At 39.9% G+C, this 25,283-nt stretch carries 27 protein-coding genes and 1 pseudogene; 18 read left to right on the top strand and 10 right to left on the bottom strand.

The features are described from left to right. Positions 1 to 482: 482 nt before the first annotated feature. Complete coding sequence (locus tag AAEU29_RS20820; RefSeq protein ID WP_421975094.1) at positions 483 to 899, bottom strand: hypothetical protein; 417 nt, start codon at positions 897 to 899, stop codon at positions 483 to 485. A 225-nt stretch (positions 900 to 1,124) separates the two neighbouring features. On the opposite strand from AAEU29_RS20820, the gene AAEU29_RS20815 reads away from it, so the two are divergent. Next, entirely contained in the window at positions 1,125 to 1,307 is a 183-nt protein-coding gene (locus AAEU29_RS20815; protein ID WP_421975093.1) for an alternative ribosome-rescue factor A, read from the top strand. 71 nt (positions 1,308 to 1,378) lie between these two features. On the opposite strand, the gene AAEU29_RS20810 is transcribed toward AAEU29_RS20815, so the two are convergent. Then, positions 1,379 to 2,245, bottom strand: coding sequence for a TIGR02285 family protein (locus AAEU29_RS20810; RefSeq protein ID WP_421975092.1), 867 nt, complete (start codon positions 2,243 to 2,245; stop codon positions 1,379 to 1,381). Between the two features lie 219 nt (positions 2,246 to 2,464). Here AAEU29_RS20810 and AAEU29_RS20805 point away from each other — a divergent pair, with 219 nt between their 5' ends. The 4 genes from AAEU29_RS20805 to AAEU29_RS20790 all read left to right on the top strand — a co-directional run bounded on the left by AAEU29_RS20805 (position 2,465) and on the right by AAEU29_RS20790 (position 7,696). Then, positions 2,465 to 4,366 (top strand): S9 family peptidase, encoded by a 1,902-nt coding sequence (locus AAEU29_RS20805; RefSeq protein WP_421975091.1) that lies wholly within the window; start codon positions 2,465 to 2,467, stop codon positions 4,364 to 4,366. A 160-nt stretch (positions 4,367 to 4,526) separates the two neighbouring features. Next, positions 4,527 to 5,402: an AraC family transcriptional regulator gene (locus tag AAEU29_RS20800; protein ID WP_421975090.1), complete on the top strand. Its 876-nt coding sequence runs from the start codon at positions 4,527 to 4,529 to the stop codon at positions 5,400 to 5,402. 96 nt (positions 5,403 to 5,498) lie between these two features. Next, the gene (locus tag AAEU29_RS20795) at positions 5,499 to 6,530 is read left to right on the top strand and encodes an alpha/beta hydrolase family protein (RefSeq protein ID WP_421975089.1); all 1,032 of its coding nucleotides are present in this window, start codon (positions 5,499 to 5,501) and stop codon (positions 6,528 to 6,530) included. Positions 6,531 to 6,727: 197 nt separating this feature from the next. Next, a complete protein-coding gene (locus AAEU29_RS20790; protein ID WP_421975088.1) occupies positions 6,728 to 7,696 on the top strand; it encodes a hypothetical protein in 969 nt (322 codons plus the stop codon). 65 nt (positions 7,697 to 7,761) lie between these two features. Here the strand turns inward: AAEU29_RS20790 and AAEU29_RS20785 are convergent, their stop codons facing one another. Continuing rightward, complete coding sequence (locus AAEU29_RS20785; protein ID WP_421975087.1) at positions 7,762 to 8,184, bottom strand: hypothetical protein; 423 nt, start codon at positions 8,182 to 8,184, stop codon at positions 7,762 to 7,764. A 72-nt stretch (positions 8,185 to 8,256) separates the two neighbouring features. Further along, positions 8,257 to 8,613, bottom strand: coding sequence for a MerR family transcriptional regulator (locus AAEU29_RS20780; protein WP_421975086.1), 357 nt, complete (start codon positions 8,611 to 8,613; stop codon positions 8,257 to 8,259). A 146-nt stretch (positions 8,614 to 8,759) separates the two neighbouring features. Here AAEU29_RS20780 and AAEU29_RS20775 point away from each other — a divergent pair, with 146 nt between their 5' ends. Then, the gene (locus tag AAEU29_RS20775) at positions 8,760 to 10,394 is read left to right on the top strand and encodes a phosphoethanolamine transferase (RefSeq protein WP_421975085.1); all 1,635 of its coding nucleotides are present in this window, start codon (positions 8,760 to 8,762) and stop codon (positions 10,392 to 10,394) included. A gap of 42 nt (positions 10,395 to 10,436) precedes the next feature. Here AAEU29_RS20775 and AAEU29_RS20770 read toward each other — a convergent pair whose 3' ends face one another. Continuing rightward, positions 10,437 to 11,495, bottom strand: a complete 1,059-nt coding sequence (locus tag AAEU29_RS20770) for a serine hydrolase domain-containing protein (protein ID WP_421975084.1) — start codon at positions 11,493 to 11,495, stop codon at positions 10,437 to 10,439. A gap of 263 nt (positions 11,496 to 11,758) precedes the next feature. On the opposite strand from AAEU29_RS20770, the gene AAEU29_RS20765 reads away from it, so the two are divergent. From AAEU29_RS20765 to AAEU29_RS20710, 12 genes are all read left to right on the top strand, one after another. Continuing rightward, entirely contained in the window at positions 11,759 to 12,427 is a 669-nt protein-coding gene (locus tag AAEU29_RS20765) for a thermostable hemolysin (protein ID WP_421975083.1), read from the top strand. Continuing rightward, positions 12,421 to 13,842 (top strand): AMP-binding protein, encoded by a 1,422-nt coding sequence (locus AAEU29_RS20760; protein ID WP_421975082.1) that lies wholly within the window; start codon positions 12,421 to 12,423, stop codon positions 13,840 to 13,842. Before AAEU29_RS20765 ends, AAEU29_RS20760 begins: the two co-directional genes overlap by 7 nt. A gap of 23 nt (positions 13,843 to 13,865) precedes the next feature. Further along, entirely contained in the window at positions 13,866 to 14,534 is a 669-nt protein-coding gene (locus AAEU29_RS20755) for an iron-containing redox enzyme family protein (protein ID WP_421975081.1), read from the top strand. Between the two features lie 28 nt (positions 14,535 to 14,562). Then, entirely contained in the window at positions 14,563 to 15,360 is a 798-nt protein-coding gene (locus tag AAEU29_RS20750; RefSeq protein WP_394225291.1) for an SDR family oxidoreductase, read from the top strand. Between the two features lie 2 nt (positions 15,361 to 15,362). Then, positions 15,363 to 16,022, top strand: a complete 660-nt coding sequence (locus AAEU29_RS20745; RefSeq protein WP_421975080.1) for a tetratricopeptide repeat protein — start codon at positions 15,363 to 15,365, stop codon at positions 16,020 to 16,022. A gap of 3 nt (positions 16,023 to 16,025) precedes the next feature. Beyond that, the gene (locus AAEU29_RS20740; RefSeq protein ID WP_421975079.1) at positions 16,026 to 16,682 is read left to right on the top strand and encodes a response regulator; all 657 of its coding nucleotides are present in this window, start codon (positions 16,026 to 16,028) and stop codon (positions 16,680 to 16,682) included. After that, on the top strand, positions 16,669 to 18,027 hold the full coding sequence (locus AAEU29_RS20735) for a sensor histidine kinase (protein ID WP_421975078.1): 1,359 nt from the start codon (positions 16,669 to 16,671) through the stop codon (positions 18,025 to 18,027). Before AAEU29_RS20740 ends, AAEU29_RS20735 begins: the two co-directional genes overlap by 14 nt. After that, positions 18,024 to 18,359: a cupredoxin domain-containing protein gene (locus tag AAEU29_RS20730; RefSeq protein WP_421975077.1), complete on the top strand. Its 336-nt coding sequence runs from the start codon at positions 18,024 to 18,026 to the stop codon at positions 18,357 to 18,359. The genes AAEU29_RS20735 and AAEU29_RS20730 overlap by 4 nt, the downstream gene beginning before the upstream one ends. After that, a complete protein-coding gene (locus AAEU29_RS20725) occupies positions 18,349 to 19,119 on the top strand; it encodes a hypothetical protein (RefSeq protein WP_421975076.1) in 771 nt (256 codons plus the stop codon). The genes AAEU29_RS20730 and AAEU29_RS20725 overlap by 11 nt, the downstream gene beginning before the upstream one ends. Continuing rightward, positions 19,112 to 19,804 carry a hypothetical protein gene (locus tag AAEU29_RS20720; protein ID WP_100915679.1) on the top strand — a complete coding sequence of 231 codons (693 nt, stop codon included), beginning with the start codon at positions 19,112 to 19,114 and terminating at the stop codon, positions 19,802 to 19,804. Before AAEU29_RS20725 ends, AAEU29_RS20720 begins: the two co-directional genes overlap by 8 nt. Before the next feature lie 36 nt (positions 19,805 to 19,840). After that, positions 19,841 to 20,227 carry a tautomerase family protein gene (locus AAEU29_RS20715; protein WP_421975075.1) on the top strand — a complete coding sequence of 129 codons (387 nt, stop codon included), beginning with the start codon at positions 19,841 to 19,843 and terminating at the stop codon, positions 20,225 to 20,227. 99 nt (positions 20,228 to 20,326) lie between these two features. Continuing rightward, the gene (locus tag AAEU29_RS20710; protein ID WP_421975074.1) at positions 20,327 to 20,992 is read left to right on the top strand and encodes a YoaK family protein; all 666 of its coding nucleotides are present in this window, start codon (positions 20,327 to 20,329) and stop codon (positions 20,990 to 20,992) included. Positions 20,993 to 21,041: 49 nt separating this feature from the next. On the opposite strand, the gene AAEU29_RS20705 is transcribed toward AAEU29_RS20710, so the two are convergent. The 5 genes and pseudogenes from AAEU29_RS20705 to AAEU29_RS20685 all read right to left on the bottom strand — a co-directional run. Then, a complete protein-coding gene (locus tag AAEU29_RS20705; RefSeq protein WP_421975073.1) occupies positions 21,042 to 21,356 on the bottom strand; it encodes a hypothetical protein in 315 nt (104 codons plus the stop codon). A 193-nt stretch (positions 21,357 to 21,549) separates the two neighbouring features. Continuing rightward, positions 21,550 to 23,256, bottom strand: a complete 1,707-nt coding sequence (locus AAEU29_RS20700) for a GspE/PulE family protein (protein ID WP_421975072.1) — start codon at positions 23,254 to 23,256, stop codon at positions 21,550 to 21,552. A 2-nt stretch (positions 23,257 to 23,258) separates the two neighbouring features. Beyond that, positions 23,259 to 23,681: a hypothetical protein gene (locus tag AAEU29_RS20695; RefSeq protein ID WP_274760181.1), complete on the bottom strand. Its 423-nt coding sequence runs from the start codon at positions 23,679 to 23,681 to the stop codon at positions 23,259 to 23,261. 18 nt (positions 23,682 to 23,699) lie between these two features. Continuing rightward, positions 23,700 to 24,668, bottom strand: a complete 969-nt coding sequence (locus AAEU29_RS20690) for a pilin (RefSeq protein WP_421975071.1) — start codon at positions 24,666 to 24,668, stop codon at positions 23,700 to 23,702. 266 nt (positions 24,669 to 24,934) lie between these two features. Next, positions 24,935 to 25,283, bottom strand: a pseudogene (locus AAEU29_RS20685) (glucose/galactose MFS transporter); the annotation flags it as partial.

Genomic DNA, 25,283 nt, shown 5'->3' with positions numbered 1-25,283 from the left:
TTTACTGGAACGAAGCATAAGCTCGCAGGAGTTAAGTGATGGCGCAGCGTTATTAGACAGTAATGATGAGGCGACATTATTGAATACGCTTTTGAACTCGGTGGATTTTAGTAACCGCTTTTAGAAAGATTTAAATGATAAGAAGCCCATTTAACAAATGGGCTTTTTTATTGATAACATAGTAGAGTTATTGAATTCTCTATTAAACTCAACGGACTATAGCAACCGCTTTTAGGTAGCTGTAAAGAATCAAAACCCACTTATTTAAGTGGGTTTTGATTCTTCAATTTAATAATAAATAAAAACTTTAATTTGTTTTTTTAAAGCGTATGTAGTTTTTAAAATTGATGGCTAGGTATTCTATTTGGCTGTGATGATTTAGTCATAAACAGCTCTCATTGACAAAATTTGGTCGAGAAAATGAACTGTACAGATCCAAACTTTATTGTCGGATATTACATCTGACTTAATTGACAACAGGCTTATTTGCAATTAAACACTAAATGCAGTTGATAAGGGTTACCAAGGGCATCACCTGCAATATCGCCACCAATACTAAGTGCAGCACCTGCGTCATCAACATGGCTTCTGCCAAAAATCCACATAGCAGTACCTGCAGCTTCAACCGCATTAGCGATATTGCGTTTTGTTAAATAGTCTTGCTCACTCATATTGCCAATATAATCAACTTTTTCAGAAACAACATAAGGCTTAGACTTTGACTCTTTGCAGTACGACTTTGCTTGGCTAAATGCTTGTTCTGAAACTTCCATTTTGGTTTCGCCATACAAGTCAACGTAATGGTTGCCGTCACTGCTTGGGCGAACATTATTATGATGAGCACATGCAGTTAAAAGTAATGCTGCTGTTAGGGTTGTGGCTTTGGTAAAAAACGTCATGTTTAACCTATTAATAAAGTAACTATAGGTGTAATTATTACGGATGATTATTGCGAAAAATGTAAGTAAGTGTTGGGCATTTGTAGGCGATTAAATACATTTTTTAACGCCCTCAAAAAAATCATTAAAAAACATAAAAAAAGCACTACCAGCGCTTGTGTATTTATAACTTTCGGATACTATTGCTGCGAATTAATTGACTCATTTTTAATCAAGAGGAAAGTGATGAGCAAGACTAAAAAAATGCAGCATGACCATGGTCGTGGTGAAATAAAAGACAATGCAATTAAAGCATTAGTAACCAGTGTGTTGTTTAAAAGCAAAGTTGAAAAGGCAAAGAAAGGCAAGGGTAGTTATCAGCGTAACAACAAGCATAAAGGACGAGAGCCTTACCTTAAGGCAGCCTAGGCTTTAAGATAAGGTTTTTGTACTTTTAAGCAAAAATACAACCGAAAGCCGCTTTTAAAAGAAGCGGCTTTTTAATGGGTTAAAAACTGCGTTTGATAAAAGGTTTCGAATTCTTTTGAGAATTGTTCTTCGCCCCACCAAGCAGTAACAGCCCGCTTATAGCTGTTTTCTAGCTTGGTTTTGCTAAGTACCTTATTTACTTTGTTAATAACACTTTTGCCCCACTCATTTTTAGGGCAGGCAACGTAGCCTAATGAAAAATTGGGAATATCTTTAATAAAGTAACTTGCAAACTGATTTTGTCCAATGCCATTTTTCTCAACAAAGTAGTTGAGCTCAAAAGGAAAAGCGATGGTGAAATCAACGCGCTTTTTTAACACCATATTAAACACTGTACCAAGTTCGGTACTCGCTAATAGTTGCGACTGACTATCTGATAAATGCTGTCCAATTTTATCATCTACTGCTTGTCCATAAGAGCGCTCTTTTATCAAGCTAAAATCAAACTCATGCCTTTCCAGTAAGCGCTTTAAATCAATAGTGTTACCTTCGGCTAGGTGATCAAGAGTGCCTTTTAGCGCGATAATACGATTGCCCGGATTTATAATAGAAGCTTTTGAAAATAAAATGTATTTTGAACGCTCTTCGGTATTAAATAGCGCTGGGTGACAGACATTTTTATGTGATTTCATATCCGTTAATGCCCTTGTAAGAGAAGAAATTGGATATTTATGGGAATATTCGGGCATTTGCTTAGTAATGAGTTGTAAGGCATTTTCAACAAAACCAGTGCCTTGATCTTCCCCCGTTTTGATGATGCCTGGTGGCCTATGATACGTTTGCCAATAAATAGTACGAGCATCATTGGGTGTTGGTGCAGCCTTAATCGAATTACTTATCAGTAAAAACAGCATGATTATAAAGCGGGCTTTATGCATGAAACATCTCTTTTATTAGCGTGTGTTTTTAGTATAGCTAGCAAATACATTTATTTATCATCATATGCAAAAATGCTTAATTGTTAAGCAATTAATGATGGTTTTGAATCGGTATTTTGGTTTTATTTCAGTTTTTGCTTTTTTTAGTCGCATCTAGCTTTTCATTTTAGGCTTTAATTCTGTAGTCTTAGCAAGTCTATTCTTTAAAGGAGTTTCGCGATGTTGCGAACTATTTTATCTGTAAGCTTGGGGGTTGCTCTAAGCGCGGGTGCCTACGCCAATGAGGTAATGACACCAGAAAAACTTTGGCAATTAAAGCGCGTAAGCGCGCTTGGTTTAAACAAAGAAAAAACCCACGTTATTTATAAAGTAACAACACCAAGCGTTGAGAAAAACGATTTCAGCAGCAAAGTGTATCAAGTATCGCTTAAAGGCGGTGAATCACAACTGCTAGAGGCCTACCAAGGCGTGGTGATTGATAAAAGTATCTCACCAGATGGCAGCAAAAAGTTGTTCCATGAAAAAGTACAACTAGAAGATATTTTAGCGACCGACCGCCATAAAGAACTTGGCAAAGCAAATGCCTATGTATTTGATGACTTAAATTACCGTCATTGGGATACTTGGAAAGACGGTAACTTTAAGCATGTATTCTATCAAGATTTAAAAACCGAAGAAAAAGTAGACATCATGCAGGGCATGCCATTTGAGAGCCCAACTGCACCATTTGGTGGCTCGTCGGATTACACTTGGGGTCCAAAAGGTGAAAACATTTACTACGTGAGCAAAAAGCTTACGGGTACTGAATATGTTCAAAGCACCAATACCGATATTTATCGTTACAACCTAGCAAGCAAAAAAACCACTAACCTGACCGAGAAAAACCTAGGTTACGATAAGTACCCAGCGTTTTCACCGAAAGGCCACTTAGCATGGTTACAAATGGACGAAGCGGGTAACGAAGCCGATAAACAAGACATTATTGTGCGTGTTAACGACCGCGACTATAACTTAACAGCGCATTGGGATGGCACCGTAAACAGCTTCAAATGGAGTGTTGACGGTAAAACCATTTATTTTGTAGCACCAGTGGGCGGTACTGTGCAGTTATTTCAAGTGTCGGTAAACACTAAAACCAAAGCACAGCCTAAAATCAAACAGCTTACCAACGGCCAATATGATGTAAACGGCATTGTAGCTGTATTAAAAGATAAGCTTGTTGTTACACGTAACAGCATGAACGCCGCGCGTGAAATTTACCGTTTTGATCTTGATAGCAAAAAGCTTACTGCACTTACCAAAGAAAACGACGCGTTTTACGCAGAGCTTGATTTACCCAATGTTGAAAAGCGCATGGTAAAAACAACTGACGGTAAAGACATGGTGACTTGGGTAATTTACCCACCTAACTTTGATAAGAGTAAAAAGTACCCAACGCTACTTTATTTACAAGGTGGTCCACAGTCTGCGCTTTCTCAGTTCTACTCATTCCGCTGGAACTTCCAAGTAATGGCATCACAGGGTTACATTGTGGTAGCACCTAACCGCCGTGGTATGCCAGGTCATGGTGAGCAATGGAACAAAGATATCAGCAATGATTGGGGCGGTCAGGTAATGGAAGACTACCTTGCAGCAATTGATGATGTAGCAAAAGAGTCTTACGTAGATAACTCACGTATCGGTGCAATTGGTGCAAGTTACGGTGGTTATTCAGCGTTTTATTTAGCGGGCAACCACGAAGGTCGTTTTAAAACCTTTATCGCACACTGTGGTATTTTCGATTTACGCAGCATGTACGGTACAACCGAAGAGCTGTTTTTCGTAAATAACGAACTAGGCGGCGCATATTGGCAAGACAATGCAGCAACGAAAAAAGCATACGGTCAATTTAACCCAATTAACCACATTGAAAAGTGGGATGCACCTATGTTTGTGATCCACGGTGGTAAAGATTACCGCGTACCAGTTGAGCAAGGCATTGCCGCGTTCCAAGCAGCTAAACTACGTGGTTTAAAGAGCCGCTTTATGCTATTCCCTGAAGAAAATCACTGGGTACTCACGCCGCAAAACGGCATTGTATGGCAGCGTGAATTCTTCAAATGGTTAGAAGAAACACTGTAAGTTAATTTGGCTTACTCAATTTTGAGCTAGGCAAAATTACAAAAAAGGCCTTATTGAAGAACATCAATAAGGCCTTTTTTATGCCTTATAAAATTCACTCGACTCACTGATTAACATTCGCTATCTTGCTAATATAATTATGAAAAAATTCTATTAATGTATGGCAAGCAGTCCCACGCAGTTTAATGCCGCGATTATCAGCAAAGTGGCACAATATGTTTATGATCACAGTGATAAAGCAATCAATGTTGAAGCACTTGCCGATTATGCTGGTTTTTCAAAATATCATTTCAATCGCATGTTTTTTGCCGCAACGGGGTTTCAGCTCGGTGAGTTTATAAAAAGGCAAAAACTTGAAAAAGCGATGTTTTTATTAAAAAGCGGAAAAGAGAACATATTAGAAGTCGCAATGCGTGTTGGCTATGATTCGCCGTCATCCTTTACCCGTGCGTTTAAAAACAATTTTGCGTGTACCCCAACTGATATTCAAAATGGTAAATCACCGCTAAATGAACGCGCTGGCAATTTACCACCAAAAAAATTAGCTGAAGCGTTTAAACTTGAACCAAAATGGCGCGAATTACCACAAACCACCGTGCTCGGCTTTTACGGTGCTGGCTTTAATGAACAATCGTTTTCAAAGGTGGCAGGGCAGCTCTATAAGCGCTTAAGCGAGCTTGCCGCACCGCTTGATTTTAGTGAGCTTCAACCTATTGGTGTGGCGATTGATAATCCTTGGGTAGGTGAGCAAATGCAAAGCCAATTTTTTGCAGGATTTTTAAAAGGGTTAGCTCAACAGCAGCAATTAGAGCACTACACGCTGCAAGGTGGGCGCTACGCTTGTTTTAGCCATCAAGGGCCGCACAATACAATGTGGCAAACCATATCTCAGGTATATGCTCATTGGGTGTTGCCTAATCAAATACGATTGAAAGATCAGCATATTGTGCAGCGTTATTTAAACAACCCAGCAGATACAGATGCTGAAAAACTGATTACTGAGCTTTATTTTGCGGTGGAAAGTGATGCTATTTAAAGTGAGATTACATTTTCAAATCGCACTTTCTGCACAGACACGCAACAACCTCATTGGTTAAAGTAAAATCATCTTAGCTTAATGGAATAACCTTAAATGAAGCCAATCCGATTTTTGTTACTTGCTATCGTGTTAATTTTTACAAATAACGCAATGAGCGCACAAGGCAATGAGACAGTCGCCCAAAATACGTTGCAATCTAACGATCTCGATTTTTTTAATAAGCAAACTAATCAGCCTGTAAAGGTTAAGTTGTGGTATTTGGCAGGCGATGCTAACTGTGGCGCAACAGTGTGTTTAGTTGAATCGCAAAATAAGCGAAAAATTGCGTTAATTTCGCACGGCGCATTTGGCTCACCTATTGAAATGAATTGGTTAGGTTATGCCTTAGCATCACAAGGCTGGCTGGTGGTAGGCGTTGCTCACTATGGCGAATCTTGGGTGTACGGTAAACAAACAATCGACCCAAGTGTACTTGCACGTTTTTGGCAGCGCCCAGAAGAAGTTAGCTTTGCCCTTGAGCAATTAACCAATAAAGGGTTATTTAATCTAAATATCGAGACTAATAATGTACTGATGCTAGGTCACTCTGCTGGGGGCTTTACGGCATTGGCGCTTGCGGGGGCAAAGTTAGAAGCCGGAAAGTCAGAGCGTTACTGCGCTTTAGCTGGGGCTAAAAACGATAAAAGCTGTGCTTATAACAAGCAAAAAGCAACGCCATACACAAACGATAAAATAAACAAAATCAGTGAAGTGCAATCACATATGCTGGATAAGCGCATTAAAGCCGTTATCTCACTTGATCCTGCCCTTGGCCACGCTGTAAATGAAAGCAGTTTAATGGATGTTAAAGTACCGACCTTGGTGATTGGCTCAGTTGAAAATGACTTTTTGCCGTTCAAGCAACATGCACAATATTATGCTGAGCATATTAAAAATGCGGAGCTAGTTGGTATTAAACAAGGCGCAGGGCACTTTATTTACATTAACCAATGCGAACATAACTTTAAGGCGCAAGGTGTGTTGTTATGTAAAGACCGTGAAGGCGTTGACCGTAAAGCGCTTCAACAACAAGTGCTTGGTCACGTATTTTCATTTATTAATCGACATGGCTTAAATCAATTATAAGCAAACTTGAGGGCCTTGTTTAAATACTAAACAAGGTCTGCCTTTTTATTTAAACAGCCTAGACGCAAGTTCTTCTTTGTTAAAAGCTGTCTTAAAATGTAGCGACATACTACAGTTGCTCACAAAGCTAAACGTTATCTTACAGGCCTAAATGCTAATCTTGCCGGCGAATTTTATTAAGCATAACGGAACGCATTATGAAGCTATTTTTACCCTCAATGATTGCCGCAGCCATTTTATTAACTGGTTGTGGCAGCTCTTCATCTTCAAACTCTGTAGATAACAAAGTAACCGAAGTACACGCAATTAAACCTGCTGATGTTGCGGCCTATGTGGCTGACTACAAAGAACTGGCTGCAAAACTTGCTGTGCAAATTGATGGTAAAAGTTCTGCGCTTGAAATGCTCGATTTCGATATGGAAGAAGGTGTAATTTACATTCGCTATGATGACGGCATTATTGTGCTCGGTTTTGATTTTGAGAACGAAAAACCGAAAAATGAACTGGCAGTGGTAAGACACAACGACAATGAAAATGCACTGGTTGGCGAAGGGATTGAACTACTCGAGCAAGACGCAGAATTCACACTTTCTGGGGTTATTGTTGATCAAAAAACCACGGGGCAGTATGACTTTGAAATGGTGATAAACGAAAGTTTGTTCTCGGGTGGTAATAGTCAGCTGGTGGTTGAAAATAACTCCGCTTTTCTTTCAGGCACACTTGGCACTAAAACCTACATTCAATTTAAAGAATTATTACTCGATCATCCGAGTGTAAATCGCATTGTGTTTAACAGTGTTGATGGTTCAGTGAATGATGATATTAACATGCACACTGGCAGATTAATTCGCCAAGCTCAATACACTACAGTGATGAACAGCGATGGCGAAGCTTATTCGGGCGGTGTTGATTTATATGCGGCAGGCGTTACTAAAGAGTATCAACCTGGTGGAAAACTCGGCGTACATGCATGGTGCTGTGAAGGTGATAAAGACGCTGGCGAGCTTGGCAAGAACCATTCTGCTCATGGTGCGCAGTTAACCTATTTTAGGGAAATATTAGGGAAAGAGCTTGGTCCGGAGTTTTACTTTTTCACGATAAATGCGGCCCCTGCAGACGATATTCATTTAATGACGCAAGCAGAAATTGATAAATACTTTTTCTAACTAACCTCAAGTTTACGTAATAAAAGGCTCAATTATTTGAGCCTTTTTACTAATTAATGTGTTGATTAAGCAACACTCGGTATTCGAACGTGTTGTTTTTTTAACTGGTAATAACCCACATTTTGCACGACTGCAAAAAATAGCTCTGGAATTAAAAAAAGTAAAATAAGCGGGCTTGCGCCAAGGATCATTGCATAAATATAAAAGATACTGAAAAGTACTCTCGCAAAACTATCATATAAGCCAAGCAATGGACTGGTATGTTTTATTCTAAGCAGCGACCACACAATCACAACTGAGCCCAGTAAATGGGCAAACAGTAAATGCTGTATTTGAAAAGCGGGAAATTCTCCTTGAAAGCCAAGTGTTTGGTGCAAACTGGCAAACAAACTGATTACCCAACTGGCAACACCAGGAATGGCAAACGGTGTCGTGATAATTAAATCGTAGTAGGCGCTTCGTGCTACCCATTTATTGTAGTTTTGCATTGTGTTTGTGCTCCTTATTAAACATCGAGCACAAGTGTACGCTTTGCCCTATAGGGCAAAGTCAAAGGTTAATTAAGCGCAGTTAGAATTTTCGAGTAGGAGATTAAAACTTTTTATGTCGTTGAGCTGTTGTTGGCACTTGGCGATTTGTGCTTTTAGCTGCGTTTCACGCTCGCTTAGCGCGGTTAATAATACGTTTTTTGGCAAACCATAATTAATATTCGCGCCTTGGCATAATTGTTTTATTTGATTAAGTGAAAAACCAAGGGATTGTGCCAAGCGAATTTGCTTTACGGTTTCGATGTAGCGTTCGTCATAAACGCGATAACGGCCTTGGCGTTTTGCTTCGGGTAATAACCCTATTGCTTCATAATGACGAATGGTTTTCGTGGTAGTACCAACCCGTTTGCTAAATTCTCCAATAAACATGCTATCCCTTTTATTACAGCTTCTATCCGAGTATTAAGGCATATTTATACGCTGATTTAAATGTATAAAAAAATAACTTAAGTTTTTCTTAAGCTAGCAGGATTACTCTCAAACGCGTTGTGTTATTAATGTATTGAGTTGATTAAATGATGCGTAGTGCGTTTTTCTTTGAACAGCGATTAAATTCGCATTTTTCATTTGGCAAATTAAATGGACTCTTTGCCAGCAAAAGTTTTGTTAGATTTGCGGTAGTGCTGTGGTTAACCTTTGCTTGTAATAATGTATTTTTTCAGCAGCTTGACTCATCTGTGTTCATACCTGCGGTATTTTTATTACTGTTAATTAACAGCTTAATAGTTTTACTTTTAAGCCCAGGGTACTTGTTTAAACCAATGTTAATTTTATTGATTCTCGCAAGTGTCAGCGCTAATTACTTTTCGCACCATTTTGGCACTATGATTGATGTCCACATGCTTCAAAATATGTTTGAAACCAATGTATCTGAAGCGAACGATCTGATTACTTGGCCGTTTGTTCGTCACTTGCTGCTATTTGCGATTTTGCCAAGTCTGCTTATGTTACTTAATAAGCCTCGTTTACAGCCAATTCTCAAGCGAACACTTCAATACAGCGCGGCATTAACCAGTATTTTGATACTGCTTGGCGGATTTGCACTTTTGCAGTATCAATCTTTGTCGGGATATTTCCGCATGCATAAAGAGTTACGGTATTACGCGACACCATTAAATGTGGTGTCTGCGACAAAACGCTTTGTAAAAGACCGACTTCCTAAAGGCGATGAATCGTTTGTTACTATTGCAAGTGATGTCGAATTTAATGCGTTTTCTAAAAAACCGACGGTATTTATTGTGGTACTAGGTGAGACGGTGCGTGCCGATCATTTAGCGTTAAATGGTTATAGCCGTAATACCAATCCAAAGTTAAGCGCCTTGCCTATTGTTAATTTTAGTCAGATGACAAGTTGCGGAACTGCAACGGCCCACTCAGTGCCATGTATGTTTTCTTGGATGAATAAACAAAATTATGACGAATTTGCGGCAAAACACAGTGAAAACGTGGTCGACATTGTTGCTCGTGCTGGCTTTGATGTGATGTGGCGCGAAAATGACGGCGGCTGCAAAGATGTATGTAATCGGGTCAAGACATTCGATGTAACTAGAAGCGAGCAATGTGAGGATGGCTGCCCTGACAAATTACTTTTTTCATCGCTTAACGAACTTGGTGTTAAGCCACAAAACACTCTTATTGTGCTGCATCAACAAGGCAGCCATGGACCTGCGTATTTTCGCCGAAGTGAAAAAGCAAATAAGCAGTTTTTACCTGAGTGCAAAGACGAGACATTTGCAAACTGCACACCTCAAGAAATCATTAATGCCTACGACAATAGTTTGCTTGAAACAGATTCATTATTAGCCGATTTGATTAACAAATTAAGTTCTCTTAACAATGTTAATGCAGGGCTGTTATATGTTTCGGATCACGGTGAATCTCTAGGTGAAAATGGTGTATTTTTGCATGGTTTACCTTATGCGTTTGCGCCAAAAGCACAAACTGAGGTGCCGATGCTGGTTTGGCTTTCTGACTCTTATCAGCAAGAGGCAAAATTTGATTTTAACTGCCTTTCAAATGAGGCTACCAAACCCTCATCTCATGATGCGTTGTTTGGTAGTTTACTTGGTTTACTGTCTATAAATATACAAACAGAAAAGCCGCTGATTGATTTAGTATCAAAGTGTCGTAGCCAACATGTGATGGGGTAAATTGACAGGTTGCGCCGCATCTTTAAAATGCGGCGCAAAAGCTTAGTCTTTATCCACTAAACTCATAATATTATTAGCTAAGTTTCCTGATGGGAACTCTTCTTCGTTGGCAAGCACGGCAACAAAGTAACCACTTTGCTCAGAGCGTAAAATATAGCTTACAAAGCCATCAATACCGCCACCATGTTGATAGAATTTTTCATTGTGTCGGTTAGTACTTACATTCCAGCCAAGGGCATAACCATTTAACCCCACAGTGTACATTTTTTGCGTTGATTCTTCTGAAATGAGTGCGCGGTTAGTAACGCCTTGATGCCATTTATATAAATCTTCCACTGTTGATACTAATGCGCCTGCGGCATAAGGCACCGTCATTGAAATACCGCCAACAGGCTTATTGTTACTGTAGCCTTGTGCAAATTTATCGTAGCCAATTTTGTCTTTGCCATAACTACTATTAGTCATACCGAGTTTTTGAAAAATCTCTTGCTCAATAAACGCTGCATACGACAGACCACTTACTTGTTCAATTATATAACCTGCAATCACGTAGTTTGAGTTAGAGTATTTAAACTTGCTACCCGGCGTAAATTCGAGCGGTGTATCTTTAAATTTTTCAATTAATTGAAGCGGGGTTAGCGAGGTGTTTTTGTAAGATGAAAAGTTTCCCATCTCGGTATAGTTTTTAATGCCGCTGGTCATATTGAGCAGATGTGTCAGTGTAATCTTCTCACCATCTGGATAGTCATTTAGGTACATAGCAACAGTGTCAGTCAGCGCTAACTGGCCACGTTCTTCTAATATCAACATCGCCATTGCGGTGAATTGTTTTGTAACTGAGCCAATACGAAAAACCGTATCGAAACGGTTTTCAATTTTGTTTGAGCGCTCGGCGTAATCGTAGCCACGGCTCAGCAAAATTTGTCCATCTTTAGCTACTAATACCGCGCCAGAAAAGTCTTGGCTTGCAACGTATTCAGCGATAGTTTGCCCATCATTTGGTTTCGAAACTTCGATTTCTTTGTCGCTTGAACAGGCAACAAGGGTAAGCGACAAAACAGAAAATATCAGAGATTTAAAAAGTGGTTTGGTGGTTAACATCCTAGTTTACTCAATTTGTAATAATTGCATTTAGCCTATCAATGCGTGCTTTTAACTACTTTGGGTAAATTGTTTGAAAATGTTGTGAACCTTTAACATTTTGACATGTTAATAAATTAATGTTGCTAGTTTTTAATTTAAGTGCTCATTTTTAAAGGTAAAATTTGGATTTATTGATTGCTAATTTTAAACCAAACATTTCTTAAGTTTGATTTAAGGTTTGTCTCATAAAGTTACTCTATCGCAAGATGGAGAGCAGTTTTATGTTAAAGCCTAAAGATAATTTCCTCAGTTTTACAGCGTCGTTATTACCTCGCTTTGAGTTAGCGCCACTGGCGCAAGCGTCGCATATTGCACGTTTTATTGAACAAGGCTATGCAGACCGTTACCAAGCAGAAATTAGTGTTTCCATGCCACTGCTACTGCAATTACGTTTTGCTGGAAAAACAGCTGCAATCGGTATTCGCCGTGCGACAGAGCCGCTGTTTTTAGAACATTACCTAGATGCACCAATTGAATCTTATGCAAGAGCACATATTGGTGAAATCAATCGTGAGCAAATCGTGGAATACGGCAGCTTATTTAGTAATGGTCGTAATTTATCAACACCGCTTTTCATGCTTTCAACCTTGGCGTTAGTGCATCAGAACGTAAAAGCTTTGGCTTTTTGCGCAACGCACAAGGTTGCGAGCATTCTTGAACGTTACGGTTTAAAGCTAATTAAGCTGGTAAAAGCAGAGGCAAAACGTCTGCCAAATCAAGGAGAAAACTGGGGTAGTTACTACCGTACAAACCCACATGTGTATTTACTGTCGTTAGATCAGCTAAATCAGGTTATCCGTAACCGCACTAAATATTTGCAGCTTTACCGTTTTTTATCGCCTGCAATTGGCCGTTTAGCAAACAAATTTGAGGCGCGTTTCACATGTTAAATGTTCTTAAAAACCATAATCAAAGCAATATTGCAGTGATAACCGATGAGCAATCATTTGATTATTTAACACTCAATGAAAAAATCGAAGTGGTGTGTGACTTTTTGCAAATGGAAGGGGTAGAGCGCATCGCACTGTGTGCTGCAAATTCGCTTGATTGGCTAGTGGTGGACTTGGCGGCAATGAGCAGCAATTTACTGATTGTGCCAGTACCTGACTTTTTTAGTGAAGAGCAAAAGCAGCATGTTATTTACAGCTGCAAAGTGAGCCATGTAATTTCTGAAAAGCCAACAGCAGATAGCAAACCACTAGTAGGAACTGGTTTAGTTATCAATGAAGTCGGTTATCACGGTGATGTTGCCTTACCTGAAGGCACGCAAAAAGTTACTTTTACTTCAGGCTCAACGGGCACTCCTAAAGGCGTGTGTTTAAGCCGCGATAATCAATTAACCGTTGCCAAAAGCTTAATTGATGTAATTGGTCTAAGTAATCCAAAACACTTGAGTTTACTGCCATTTAGCACCTTGTTAGAGAACATAGCTGGGATTTATGCGCCACTGCTGTGTGGTGGTACGGTCAAAATCATCAGTGATAGTAAGCGCGGATTTTCAGGCAGTCGCTTGGTGGATATGCAAGCATTGCTAACCACAATAGCGCAAAGCGATGCGCATACGCTTAATTTAGTTCCTGAGTTATTGAAGGTGTTAGTTGTTGCCTGCAAACAAGGTTGGCAACCGCCACAAAGCCTTAAATTTGTTGCGGTTGGCGGTGGCAAAGTTGATAAAGCCTTAATTGCCGCTGCGCGTGAATGTGGTTTACCTGTATGCCAAGGTTACGGGCTTTCAGAAGCAAGTTCTGTGGTTGCACTTAATACCCTTGAAGATAACAGCGATAGTAGCGTGGGTAAGTTATTGCCACATGTTACAGGCACCATTGAAAATGGCGAGTTGGTACTAAAAGGAAATGCTTTTTTAGGCTACTTAGCTGAGCCAAACAGCTGGTACCAAGACACCGTTCGCACAGGCGACCTTGCTGAATTTAAAGGCGATAAACTCTATTTAAATGGGCGCGCTAAAAATTTAATTATCAATAGTTTGGGGCGTAATATTTCACCAGAGTGGCCTGAGTCGTTACTGGATGCTACTGGGCTTTTTTTGCAAGCCGTAGTAATTGGTGACGGTCTATCACAACTCGTTGCACTTTTAATGCCATTGCAAGGGGTTGCGAATGAGCAAATTGCGGCAAGCCTTGCACACATCAACCAAGCATTACCTGATTACGCCAAACTAAATCACTTTATTTTACTTGATGCACCGCTTAGCTATGAGCAAGGCATGCTAACCGAAAATGGCCGTTTTAAACGCGCAGCCATTAACCAAACATTTTTACGACAAGCATCATCGCTTGTTGCTTAAAGCAATTTTAGAAGGAATTGATTATGACCTTTTTCGAGAAATTAATTAGCGAAACAGAAGCTGAAAAAAACTATTTATTATCGGCGCCAATTATTAAGCGTTGTTTTGAAGGCGAAATTGCCCTTGATGATTATGTGGCATTTTTAGGCCAAGCATTTCACCACGTAAAACACACAGTTCCTTTATTGATGAATTTAGGTGCCAAACTGCCGCATTCACAAGAATGGTTACGCGACGCCGTCGCAGAATATATTGAAGAAGAGCTTGGCCATCAAGAATGGATTATAAATGACATTGCAGCATGTGGTTTTGATAAAGAAGCGGTGCGTAATAGCACGCCATTGTTTGAAACAGAGCTGATGGTGTCTTACGCCTACGACACCATTAACCGCATTGAGCCAGTGGCTTTTTTTGGCATGGTCCATGTGCTGGAAGGCACCAGCGTCGCAATTGCAGATTTAGCTGCTGCCACCATTAAAGATAAATTGTCACTGCCAAATAACGCATTTAGCTATTTACGTTCGCACGGCTCACTAGACCAAGAACATGTGAAGTTTTTTGAAACGCTTATGAACCGCATTGATGATGAAAAGCAGCAAGCTGCCATTATTCATGCAGCAAAACGTTTTTATGTGCTTTATGGCAATATTTTCCGCGCGCTTGATCAAGCTCGCTTGCAACAAGTCGCCTAATTAACCAACACCGCTCGGAGTGTATCTTATGAGTCAGATTAAAAAATTATGTTTACTAACAGGTGCAAGCGGTGGCATTGGTGAAGCAATTGCCAAAACCCTAGCAGCTCGTGGCTACACGTTAGTGATCAGTGGCCGTGATTTAAGCAAATTAAATCACCTTAAAAATGCACTGCCGGGCGAGCACTTTTACCAGTTGGCAGATTTAAGCGATAGCGCCAGCCGTTCAAACTTAATGGCATTTGTTAAATCACTTGGCAAACTCGATTTACTGATTAATTGCGCTGGCTTATCGCTGTTTAAACCTTTCACAGACACCCAGCTTGATGAAATTGAGCGTTTATTAAAATTAAACGTTACTGCGGCAATGGCACTTAGCCAAGAAGCGTTAATTGAAGCAGGTGAACATCCGCTGACTATTATTAATGTTGGCTCAGCACTTGGTGCAATAGGCCACCCTGGTTACGTGGCCTATTGCACCAGTAAATTTGCCCTACGTGGTTTTAGCGAAGCGCTTGGCCGTGAATACGCAAACTCTAATAAGCAAATTAAGTACCTTGCGCCACGGGCGACTAATACCGCTATCAACTCAAATGAAGTAGTGCAAATGAACAAGCTACTTGGTAACCAAATGGATGAACCTGAAGTAGTGGCAAGTGCGCTTATCGCATTGTTAGATAGCTCAGCAAAGCGCAAAACTTTGGGCTGGCCTGAAAAACTATTTGTGCGCTTAAACGGTGCATTCCCTGAACTGGTTGACAATGCGTTAGCGCGCAAGGTCAAAAAAATTAAATCCTTTTTTACGCAATCTTTGAAGGAAGCTTAATTATGAAAACATCTACTTTACTTGTTGCGGCAACATTTGCGTTTGCAAGTCACTTTTCAGTGGCACAGGCGAGCCAGCCATTTACGACTGAACTACTCAACATTCAACATAATTGGGCAAACACCAACTATAAGTTGCAAGAAGAGTCGCAGTTAAAAGCCTATGAAAACCTTATTAAAGAAACCGAAAACTTAAAAGCAGCTTACCCAGACTCGGCAGAGTCGTGGATTTGGTATGGCATTGTGCAATCAAGCTATGCTGGCGCAAAAGGTGGTTTAGGTGCGTTAACACATGCAAAAAATGCCAAAGCGGCATTTGAAAAAGCGCTCACCATTGATGAGCAAGCATTGAGTGGCTCAGCTTATACCAGTTTGGGTATTTTGTATCATAAAGTACCGGGTTGGCCGATTGCCTTTGGCAGTGATAAAAAAGCCCAATCTCTGCTCGAAACGGCACTTAAAATTAATCCAGAAGGTATTGATCCCAATTACTTTTATGGTGAGTTTATGTATGATGAGAAAGAATACGCAAAAGCGAAAGTTTTTCTCGAAAAAGCATTAAATGCCCCAGCGCGAAGTGAACGCCCTCTGGCGGATGAAGGTCGCAAAGAAGAGATAAATGCGCTATTGGTTAAAGTGAATAAAAAACTGTCAAAAAGATAATAAATGAGATTGTTATTAGTTGAAGATGACGGGCCTCTTGCCAGAGGCCTTAAAACATCGCTGCAAAATGCAGGGTACGCAGTGGACTGGGTCGCACTTGGTGAGCTTGCGGTTAAATCATTCCAGGGGGCGGAATATCAATTAGTGATCCTCGATTTAGGCTTGCCAGATATTGATGGTCTGTTGGTGTTATCTCAACTAAAAGCAATTAATGCCGCGGTGCCTGTACTTATTTTAACGGCGCGCATCGATATTGACAGTAAAGTAACAGGGCTTGATCAGGGCGCCGATGATTACTTGGCAAAGCCTTTTGATGTTGCCGAATTAATGGCGCGCATTCGCGTACTAGAACGCCGTGCAGGTACTAATCATGCGGCGCTTATTCAAGTTCGCAACGTCACATTAAATACTGAAAATAATCAGCTGTTGGTTGATAATCAAGCGGTTGATTTATCTCGAAAAGAATATATGGTGCTGCGTGCGCTGATGGAAAACACCAACCGCATTCAATCTAAATTAAGCTTGGAAGAAAAACTCTACGATTGGGGTGAAGAAATTAGCTCCAACACCATTGAAGTGCACATTAGTAACTTACGAAAACGTTTACCAACGCAGTTTATTGCTACGGTGCGAGGTGTTGGCTATCTTGTCAAAGAATAATGCTAAGTCGATGCAAGGCCAGCTGATAAGCTTAATTTTGGCAAGCGTGGTACTGGCAACCTTTTTTGCTGCGCTGCACAGTTATCGCAGCAGTTCTAAGCAGTTAATGCAGCTTTTTGATGCACAATTACAAGAATTTGCAGAAATAGCGTTGGCACTTAATAACAGTGAAACACTAACAAGCAGCGCACATCGTTTATTTCAAATCACCAATCAACACGGCCTTGTTAGGCAAAGCCAGCAATTAGAAATTGACTTTAAAACCTTACCACGTGCGTTCCAGCAACATTTAGCAAATGAACTACCAAGCGGTTTTTTTGAAGCAGGTTTTGGTGGCCAGCGCTGGCGTTTATATCGTTTTGAACGTGCGCCTTTTTCGGTGCTGGTGGCAGAGCCTTTGAGCAAACGTCAATTGGCTTCTGAAAATTTACTGATGGTCAGCATTTCACCTGTGGTGATGGTGGTGCCTATTATTGGTTTGTTAGTGTTTTATTTGGTGCGTAAAAATATCAGGCCGTTAAGAGCGCTCGGTAATGCCCTGCGCAAAAAAGACCATACCGATTTAACGCCTGTGGCAAGCCAAGGCATGGTGACTGAGCTTTTGCCGGTGACTGACAAAATTAATGATTTATTGGCGCGTTTGGCACTGGCGTTTGATCGCGAAAAACGTTTAACCGCCAATATTGCCCATGAGCTGCGTACGCCAATTAGTGTGTTATCCATTACCGCACATAATTTAAGTTATCAGCTTAACCAAAAAGACATTACACAAGACGATTTAGCCGATTTAAAGCAACAGGTTGAGCGTTTAGCACAAGTGGTTGAGCAAATTATTGCGTTATCGCGCTACACCCCTGAAAACTTTAATGAAACACTTAAACTCATTGATATTGAATCATTAATACAAGCATTAATTGCCGCGCGTTATGATGAGATTATTTCGCAGCAACAAGAAATTGAACTGCAAATGTCACATGCAGTGGTGATTGGCGAAGAATTTGCTTTGAAAACCTTGTTTGATAATTTGCTACGTAATGCCATTAAATATGCTGGCAAAAAGCAGCGTATTTTAATTCGTCAAATCCCCGCTGAAACAAATATGATGGGCATCGAAGTTGCTGATTCTGGCAGCGGAGTAGATATCACCATAATGCAAGATTTACTGACGCCATTTTACCGTGAAGAATCAAAGCAAACTAAGGTAAAAGGGTCGGGCTTGGGCCTTGCCATTGTTAAGCATATTGTGGATTTGCTAAATGGTAACATGACACTTGAAAACGGGGAGTTAGGTGGTTTGTCGGTGAAAGTTTACCTACCAATAACAGATCATAAGGAGGTGCAGTGAAGCGCCTAATTATATGTTTGTTATTTTGCTCGTTTTCACTTTTTGCCGAGCGCGAGGTATTTCATTTAACACTTAAGGATCATGTGTTTTACCCTGAGCTGCTAGAAATTCCTGCTAATAAAAAAATAAAACTGGTGATCACTAACTTAGATGACTCTGACGAAGAGTTTGATAGTTTTGATATGAACCGAGAAAAAGTCATTTTTGCGAAGCGCAAAGCAACGATTTTTGTTGGCCCACTACCTCCTGGTGAATACGAGTTTTTTGGTGAATTTCACCCAGATACCGCTCGCGGTAAGGTGATTGCGAAGGAGCCAAAAAATGCTGATTAATACGGTCATAATCTTTTTGCGCGACATTTTACCTTTATGTGTATTGCTTTGTTATCTCAAAGTGTTGTTTAACCATATAAGTTATTCGCCGCGCTCGCTTTTTTTAGCATTACTGGCCATTGTGTGCTGTGTAATCGCACTATTAAAAGGTGCACCAAGCATTAGCTCGCTGTTCGATGGAGCTGGGGTGGAAGTGGTGAGCTCAAGTTTATTGATGCTTTTTGCGGTAGGGTTATTTATTTCACTGATAAGTGGGCAAACCACCATCATGAAATATTCGGTGATAGTTGCTGTGATATCACTTGCAAGTTTAAAGCTGGCTGGGTTTTTCCACTATTTAACCGTAAGTGTTAACTCTGTTGGTTCGCTACAGCAGTTTTTATTGGCGTGCTTTTTAGGCTTCGGCATTACGTTAAGTTTTGCGGTGCTTTGGTTATTTGTATTAAACGAATTAAAGGCCAAAGGCTACCGTGTATTATTGGCAGTGCTGTTTTCAAGTTTTGTGGCTGGGCATTTAGCTGAGGTGTCTGATTTATTATCTCAAGTAGATTTAATCGATGCCGGTAGTACCGCTTTTGTGCTTGAAAATTGGCTGTCAGATAAATCGGAATATGGCCGCGTATTAAGCGCCATTATGGGGTACGAATCATCGCCCACTTTCGCCTTTGTTATCACCTATACCGTGTCTTTGGTAATTATGTTAATTACGTTTTTTAAATCAAATTTAGCGCTTCGCTCAAGTGAGGATAGTAATGACTAAATCAGTTGCTTGTTTACTATTATTGGTGAGTGCCAGCTGTTTAGCTGACAATATGACGGTAGATAAAATTTACCACCCTTATGTATTGGCGAACGAACGCGAAGTGGAATGGCGATTAATGTCGAGTAACACCGATGCTGGCAATTTACTGGCGCAGCGTTTAGGTTACGGGCAGGCGTTTACAGAGAATAAATCCATCGAGTTTTATGTGATTGGCGAACGTGATAGTGATGATAACTTTACCGTTTCGGGCTATGAAATTGAAACCCGCTGGATGCTCACTGAGCAGGGTGAATACAGCTCAGACTGGGGCGCATTTTTTGAAATTGAAAAGCAAGATGGCGAGGCTAATTATGAGTTCTCTAGTGGCCTGATTGTTGAAAAAGAGCTTGGCAAAGTGAGTGCCACACTAAATGGTATTTTATCGTACGAATGGGGCGATACGGCCGAAAATGAACTTGAAATAGCAATGCGTGGCAAAGTGCGTTACCGTTATTTAAGTGCCTTTCAACCCTCCGTTGAGTTTCATGTGGGCGAGCGTTTTGCTGCCATTGGCCCAGGCTTTATGGGCACCTACCGTTTTGATGGGCAAAAGCAATTAAAGTGGGAAGCAAGCTTTGTAACTGAAGTATCGCAACCAGGTAAACACCATACTCTGCGCTTTGGCATTGAGTATGAGTTTTAGCTAAACAATCTATGAATAAATTTTTAAGGAAGAAAAATGGTTGTAATTTATGGAATTAACGAGCTGCTAAACCCAATTAAAGCGCAGTTATCTGAAGTTATTCAGGCTTCTATGACTGACGTGTTGGGCCTTCCAGAAAGTAAACGTGCCCATCGTATAGTGCCCCTTGATAGATCAAATTTTTATTATCCAGATGGCCGCACAGATGCTTACACTGTAATTGAAATCAATATGATGCAAGGTAGAGCACCTGCAACTAAAAAAGCCTTAATAATGGCGCTTTTTCATAATATTGAATCATCACTTGGCATTTCACCAACGGATATAGAAATCACTATCAAAGAGCAACCAAAGCATTGTTGGGGATTTCGTGGCATGACAGGTGATGATGTGAAAGATTTAACATACCAAGTCAATGTATAGTAAAAACAATCGATAAATCTTGATAGTAACTACAAGAGCTATTTAACGTTTTAGCTATTATTGTTTTCAAAAGAGTGTGTTTTCAGGGGATTAAATGTTGTGATTTCCAAATTACCTAAATGGGTAGAATTCGGCGCTCTAATTTTATCTTTGATAGCGGGCTTTGTTAATGCTGTGGGTGTGCTTGGCTTTGACCATCAATCTATATCTCATTTATCTGGCACAGCCACGTTGCTTGGTACTGAAATTTTTAGTGGTTCATTGCAAAAAGCATTTCAGTTTTTAGGCATCTTACTTTCATTTTTACTTGGGGCTTCTATCGCCGGATTTTTATTACATGGCTCCACATTAAAATTAGGAAGACACTACGATACCGCGCTATTTATTGAATTTATTTTATTACTTATCTCATCGTGGTTTTTAACCAGTGGCTCACACAATGGTTACTATTTTGCGTCAGCCGCGTGTGGCTTACAAAATGCGCTAGCAACAACCTACAGCGGCGCTATTATACGAACGACACATGTAACAGGTATTTTTACTGATTTGGGTATTATGCTAGGTGCCATCTGTAGAGGAGACAGGCTTGATAAGCGAAAAGTGAAACTCTTCACTTTTATTATTATTGGCTTTATCTCTGGTGGGGTGTTAGGCGCTTTATGCTTTTCTCGCTATCAATTTATGGCGTTACTGTTACCTGCAATTTTATGTTTATTGCTATCAATTGCGTACCGCACATATTTAAACAGAACATCAAGTAGATAATGACCTTTAAAATCACTATCTACAGTTAAAGTAAATAAATAGCATTTTGTTAATGCACCGTAATCGGCTGATCGTTGACGACTAGCGACTGGCCATTTTCTTGAGCGCGAATAAAACTAGAGATCAATACGTTATTTGATAACGAGTTAATATCTTCTACTTCTTCAACTGTACAAAACATGATGGAATCCCAACCCAGCCCTTTTATAAAGCTTTTAAGCTTTTTGATGTTTTTTTGATAGTTTTCATCGGTAGTTAATAGGCCGATAGAGTGTTTATTACCAAGTTTGTACTTATCGTTGTTTGAAGTTGCGCACTTTGCGTAACCGCTCAAAACATACACTATATTAGCTTGTTTGTTCATGGTGATAACTTTTGAAATTTGTTAAATGCATACAGCGTTTTGTATGCATTTTTTAAACCAAATCACCAAAGAACGTTGAAATCATCTTGTATGCCTTTAAAAACCGCTAAATGAAATTATTTTTATGTGGATTCAATAGCCAATATGCCCATAAATCGTCAATTTTTTGTTGTGATTTAAAATGCAATTGCAGTTATGGCTTTTCACTGCATGCTTTCCAAAATGATTCTCCTAATACTCTATTAATTTCTTCAGCGGAAGTGTGCCCATTAGAAATAGCCTCAATAGCTACTTGATAGAGGCTTCTGGCACCGTTTTTAGATGCTATTTCTCTGAGTGCACTTGAGCTTTCGCCAGCTCTGACTGCATCAGCTAAGTTTTGGTCCATCGTGATGATTTCAAACAAAGGCATACGGCCTTTATAGCCAGTTTGGTTACATTTATCACAACCAACAGGTGCCATAATATTAAGTTTTGGAAAAATGCTTTTAAGGCGTTTTCCATGTTCATTTTCGCTGCTTTCTTTACTACAACAAGAACAAAGCCTTCTTACAAGCCTCTGCGCTGCTACACCTTTCAATGAATCAGCTAAGACAGGTCGGGAGACACCTAATCCAATCAGCCTTGGGATTGTTGTGATGGCATCACTGGTATGTAAGGTAGTCATAACAAAATGCCCGGTTATAGCTGCTCTAAACGTAATTTCTGCGGTTTCTTCATCACGCACTTCGCCCATTAAAATGACATCTGGGTCCTGCCTTAAAATGCTTCTAAGTGCACTCGAAAAAGTAAGATTTTGGCTTGGGTTGATATTAACTTGGGCAATACCCTCAATCTCGTATTCGACGGGGTCTTCAACGGTGACAAGGCATTTTTCGGGGGCATTTATTTCTTTAAGAGCAGAATAAAGAGTGCTGGTTTTGCCGGATCCAGTAGGGCCTGTTATGACAAAAATTCCCTCGCTGCTATGAAGTAAGTTTTTAAACGTTTCGAGTTCTTTGTTTTGAAGGCCAATCATATCTAGTTGATTTACCGCTGATTTAATCAGAAGGCGAATGACGACTTTTTCACCGCCTCGAACAGGTAATGTGGATACACGTAAATCAACATCTTGACCTTTTAATTCCAAACTTACACTACCATCTTGAGGAACCATTTTCTTAGCCAAATTTAGACGGGCAATTGCTTTTATACGTTGGATAATCGGAATGAATACTTGAGATGGTAACTCTGAAATAACCCGTAACATACCATCAATGCGATAACGAACTACACCACCTCCTTGAAAAGGTTCGATGTGTATGTCGCTCGCTTTTAGAATAAATGCTTCCAATAGCATCTCAGAAACAATTTTAACTATGGCTGAGTTTGCAGAAATAGGTTCTGACTGTGAGAATGAAGTATTTGCTTGATTGGATTTGATAACAATATCGTTCTGAGACAACGCATTGTCTTCATAAAATAACTCGGTCCACTTTGCAATAACACTAGGATGAGCCAATTGAGATGTGACATGAAGACTTGTTAAAAATTCAACCATTGATTCCATATCTGAATCAAATGGTTGGGGTGAAGCTACTATGAGTTGACCATCAGTTAAACTTAGCGGAAAAATACCATATTCTTTGGCTACTTTTAGAGGCACGAAATGCAACAACTCTTCAGTTATATTTTGTGGACTATCGGCGACATCCAGCTCAAAATGCTTGGCGACCATTCTTGTTAGTGTATTCGCATCGACTTGAAGAATTGATTCTGCATTTTCCCATACTTTGAGAGCACAATTGCTTTCAAAGAGCTCATCAATATTAAGTTCTTTATTTTTTATATGCTCAAGGCAAAAACGATGAAGCCACTGAAATGTTTGATTACTTCTATGTATTTCATTATTTTCAGTCATAGTTAGTCCATGTAAATTTTATCGTCTTTGGCATCAAATGTAATCGTTGAATCGCCATGAGGCATAGTTAGACGAAAATGATCTTTGCTAATTTTCTCATAAGAAACATCGATCACTGCGGCAATAGGACTAGGTAATTCGTCGGGAAGCTTGCCATAGTTTGTTTTATAGTGCTCTACGTCTTCGGCTACCATTAATAATGCAACAGAACTGCCGGTTTGGTAATCTCTGTCATAGTTTGTATGGTGTGTTTTTACGCCAGTAACAGCTGTTTTAGCAATTAAAAATCCGAATACAATGCACACAGCGTATGTTATCCAGCTTGGTAACATAATAGTTGTGCGACTATTCATTGACTGATTCTTTTGTGTTTCATTCATCGCCTCTGCAATATTCTCTTGCCAGCGTTTGTTTGTAGAATCCATTTTTAGCACTCCAATTAATTAATGATGACCATGATGTTGACCCTGATGTTTGTCAGGGTGTTTAGCCCAACCAGGTGGCCAATTTAAGTGAGAACCCGCATTACTTTGACTGCCCGTATTTGATTGACTGTTAGCACTACTAGATGAGCTAGAATCGCCAGTATTGGTTTGGCTGTTGGAGCTACTTGATGTACTTGATTGGCTTCCAGAGTTGCTCGCGCTATTACCATTATTTGCAGTCATTGAACTTGATTGCCCTGAAGAGGTACTTTGGCCGTTATTAATACTTCCGCCATTGTTATTTGCATTACTTGGTGGAGGTGATGAATGACACGTTCCATATTGTTGACCTGGCTCGGGTGGCCAAAGATAAAACCCTGGATTACAAGGAGAGCTATGTGGTTTTTGTGTTGTTAGTGGGTTGGGCTGTGGTTGACTCGCTGTGGCTACTAAAGCTTGTCCACTTGTTTGGTGTGTTTCAAATGGAGTTGCTAATGCAATAATCATTATATTTGGTGTTACAAAAGAATGTTGTAACTTAGTGACATGATCTAGTGCATTAAGCACATTTATTCCGTTTTGATCATTTGCCTTTAAAAATAAAACGGGGAAAGCCTCATGGCCGGTATACTTGAAATAGCCAGAGTGATTAACCAACTGTGCAGAAAATTCAATATTAAACTCTTCTGTGAACTGACTCGCTAAGCCTGGTAAGTAGGCAGGAGGTGAGCCAAATTTCTCACTGGATAACTCATCTGGCTTGGCTAATGCATCTGGAGCTGTAGCAATAACGTCTTGATAGGCAAGGCCTATAGAGTGAACTCGATATAAAAGCGAAGCGGCTTTTGATTCATTCACATAGCCTTGGTAATTAGGCAGTGCAATCATTGCTAAAATACCGATAATCGATACAACTAACATGATTTCGATTAACGTAAAGCCCTTATAGTTATTTAATAGAGGCTTATTTGAAAAGTTTAATTTCATTAATACTGTCCATTGTAGAAACAAATCATTCCTTAAAGTTTAGACAACATTAGCGAACTTTCTTCTTTGTGGCTGATTTTTAGTCAAAAAATACCTAAATGTTGGAAATAGATCATAAGTCTGATTTGCAACAAAGTGAGAAAGCTAATTTGGTGGCGTTTAGACTGAGAGTCTTATTGATTAATAAAACAGCCCTAGTGTTAACTAAGATCTAGATAAAAAAAGGCCACATTATGTGGCCTTTAAAACACTGGATTATTTTGTGCTTAAGCGTCTGTTTTATGTCCTTTCACACCGTAGAATACGATAAATACGTAACATACGGCAGGAATAATAAACGAAAGAGTAAGACCAATTGTATCAGCCGCCATACCTTGGAAAACAGGAATAATGGCACCGCCTACGATAGCCAAACATAAAATGCCCGACCCTTGTGAGGTATGCTCTTTTAAGTTGTTAATTGCAAGACTAAAAATAGTTGGAAACATAATTGAGTTACATAAACCCACAGCGAGCATTGTCCACATGGCGATAGGGCCAGAACTTAACATTGATACCACAATCAGTACGATAGCAAGGGCAGCATTAAAGGCCAGTACTTTACCACCAGACACT

It is taken from the genome of Pseudoalteromonas aquimarina (assembly GCF_049257255.1).
In the GTDB taxonomy this organism is placed as follows: domain Bacteria; phylum Pseudomonadota; class Gammaproteobacteria; order Enterobacterales; family Alteromonadaceae; genus Pseudoalteromonas.
This window is presented reverse-complemented; position numbering and strand designations above follow the sequence as displayed.

Excerpts from the sequence above, each read along its gene's own strand:
- AAEU29_RS20820 (WP_421975094.1), bottom strand. The coding sequence starts at position 899 with ATGACGTTTTTTACCAAAGCCACAACCCTAACAGCAGCATTACTTTTA.
- AAEU29_RS20815 (WP_421975093.1), top strand. The coding sequence starts at position 1,125 with ATGAGCAAGACTAAAAAAATGCAGCATGACCATGGTCGTGGTGAAATA.
- AAEU29_RS20810 (WP_421975092.1), bottom strand. The coding sequence starts at position 2,245 with ATGCATAAAGCCCGCTTTATAATCATGCTGTTTTTACTGATAAGTAAT.
- AAEU29_RS20805 (WP_421975091.1), top strand. The coding sequence starts at position 2,465 with ATGTTGCGAACTATTTTATCTGTAAGCTTGGGGGTTGCTCTAAGCGCG.
- AAEU29_RS20800 (WP_421975090.1), top strand. The coding sequence starts at position 4,527 with ATGGCAAGCAGTCCCACGCAGTTTAATGCCGCGATTATCAGCAAAGTG.
- AAEU29_RS20795 (WP_421975089.1), top strand. The coding sequence starts at position 5,499 with ATGAAGCCAATCCGATTTTTGTTACTTGCTATCGTGTTAATTTTTACA.
- AAEU29_RS20790 (WP_421975088.1), top strand. The coding sequence starts at position 6,728 with ATGAAGCTATTTTTACCCTCAATGATTGCCGCAGCCATTTTATTAACT.
- AAEU29_RS20785 (WP_421975087.1), bottom strand. The coding sequence starts at position 8,184 with ATGCAAAACTACAATAAATGGGTAGCACGAAGCGCCTACTACGATTTA.
- AAEU29_RS20780 (WP_421975086.1), bottom strand. The coding sequence starts at position 8,613 with ATGTTTATTGGAGAATTTAGCAAACGGGTTGGTACTACCACGAAAACC.
- AAEU29_RS20775 (WP_421975085.1), top strand. The coding sequence starts at position 8,760 with ATGATGCGTAGTGCGTTTTTCTTTGAACAGCGATTAAATTCGCATTTT.
- AAEU29_RS20770 (WP_421975084.1), bottom strand. The coding sequence starts at position 11,495 with ATGTTAACCACCAAACCACTTTTTAAATCTCTGATATTTTCTGTTTTG.
- AAEU29_RS20765 (WP_421975083.1), top strand. The coding sequence starts at position 11,759 with ATGTTAAAGCCTAAAGATAATTTCCTCAGTTTTACAGCGTCGTTATTA.
- AAEU29_RS20760 (WP_421975082.1), top strand. The coding sequence starts at position 12,421 with ATGTTAAATGTTCTTAAAAACCATAATCAAAGCAATATTGCAGTGATA.
- AAEU29_RS20755 (WP_421975081.1), top strand. The coding sequence starts at position 13,866 with ATGACCTTTTTCGAGAAATTAATTAGCGAAACAGAAGCTGAAAAAAAC.
- AAEU29_RS20750 (WP_394225291.1), top strand. The coding sequence starts at position 14,563 with ATGAGTCAGATTAAAAAATTATGTTTACTAACAGGTGCAAGCGGTGGC.
- AAEU29_RS20745 (WP_421975080.1), top strand. The coding sequence starts at position 15,363 with ATGAAAACATCTACTTTACTTGTTGCGGCAACATTTGCGTTTGCAAGT.
- AAEU29_RS20740 (WP_421975079.1), top strand. The coding sequence starts at position 16,026 with ATGAGATTGTTATTAGTTGAAGATGACGGGCCTCTTGCCAGAGGCCTT.
- AAEU29_RS20725 (WP_421975076.1), top strand. The coding sequence starts at position 18,349 with ATGCTGATTAATACGGTCATAATCTTTTTGCGCGACATTTTACCTTTA.
- AAEU29_RS20720 (WP_100915679.1), top strand. The coding sequence starts at position 19,112 with ATGACTAAATCAGTTGCTTGTTTACTATTATTGGTGAGTGCCAGCTGT.
- AAEU29_RS20715 (WP_421975075.1), top strand. The coding sequence starts at position 19,841 with ATGGTTGTAATTTATGGAATTAACGAGCTGCTAAACCCAATTAAAGCG.
- AAEU29_RS20705 (WP_421975073.1), bottom strand. The coding sequence starts at position 21,356 with ATGAACAAACAAGCTAATATAGTGTATGTTTTGAGCGGTTACGCAAAG.
- AAEU29_RS20700 (WP_421975072.1), bottom strand. The coding sequence starts at position 23,256 with ATGACTGAAAATAATGAAATACATAGAAGTAATCAAACATTTCAGTGG.
- AAEU29_RS20695 (WP_274760181.1), bottom strand. The coding sequence starts at position 23,681 with ATGGATTCTACAAACAAACGCTGGCAAGAGAATATTGCAGAGGCGATG.
- AAEU29_RS20690 (WP_421975071.1), bottom strand. The coding sequence starts at position 24,668 with ATGAAATTAAACTTTTCAAATAAGCCTCTATTAAATAACTATAAGGGC.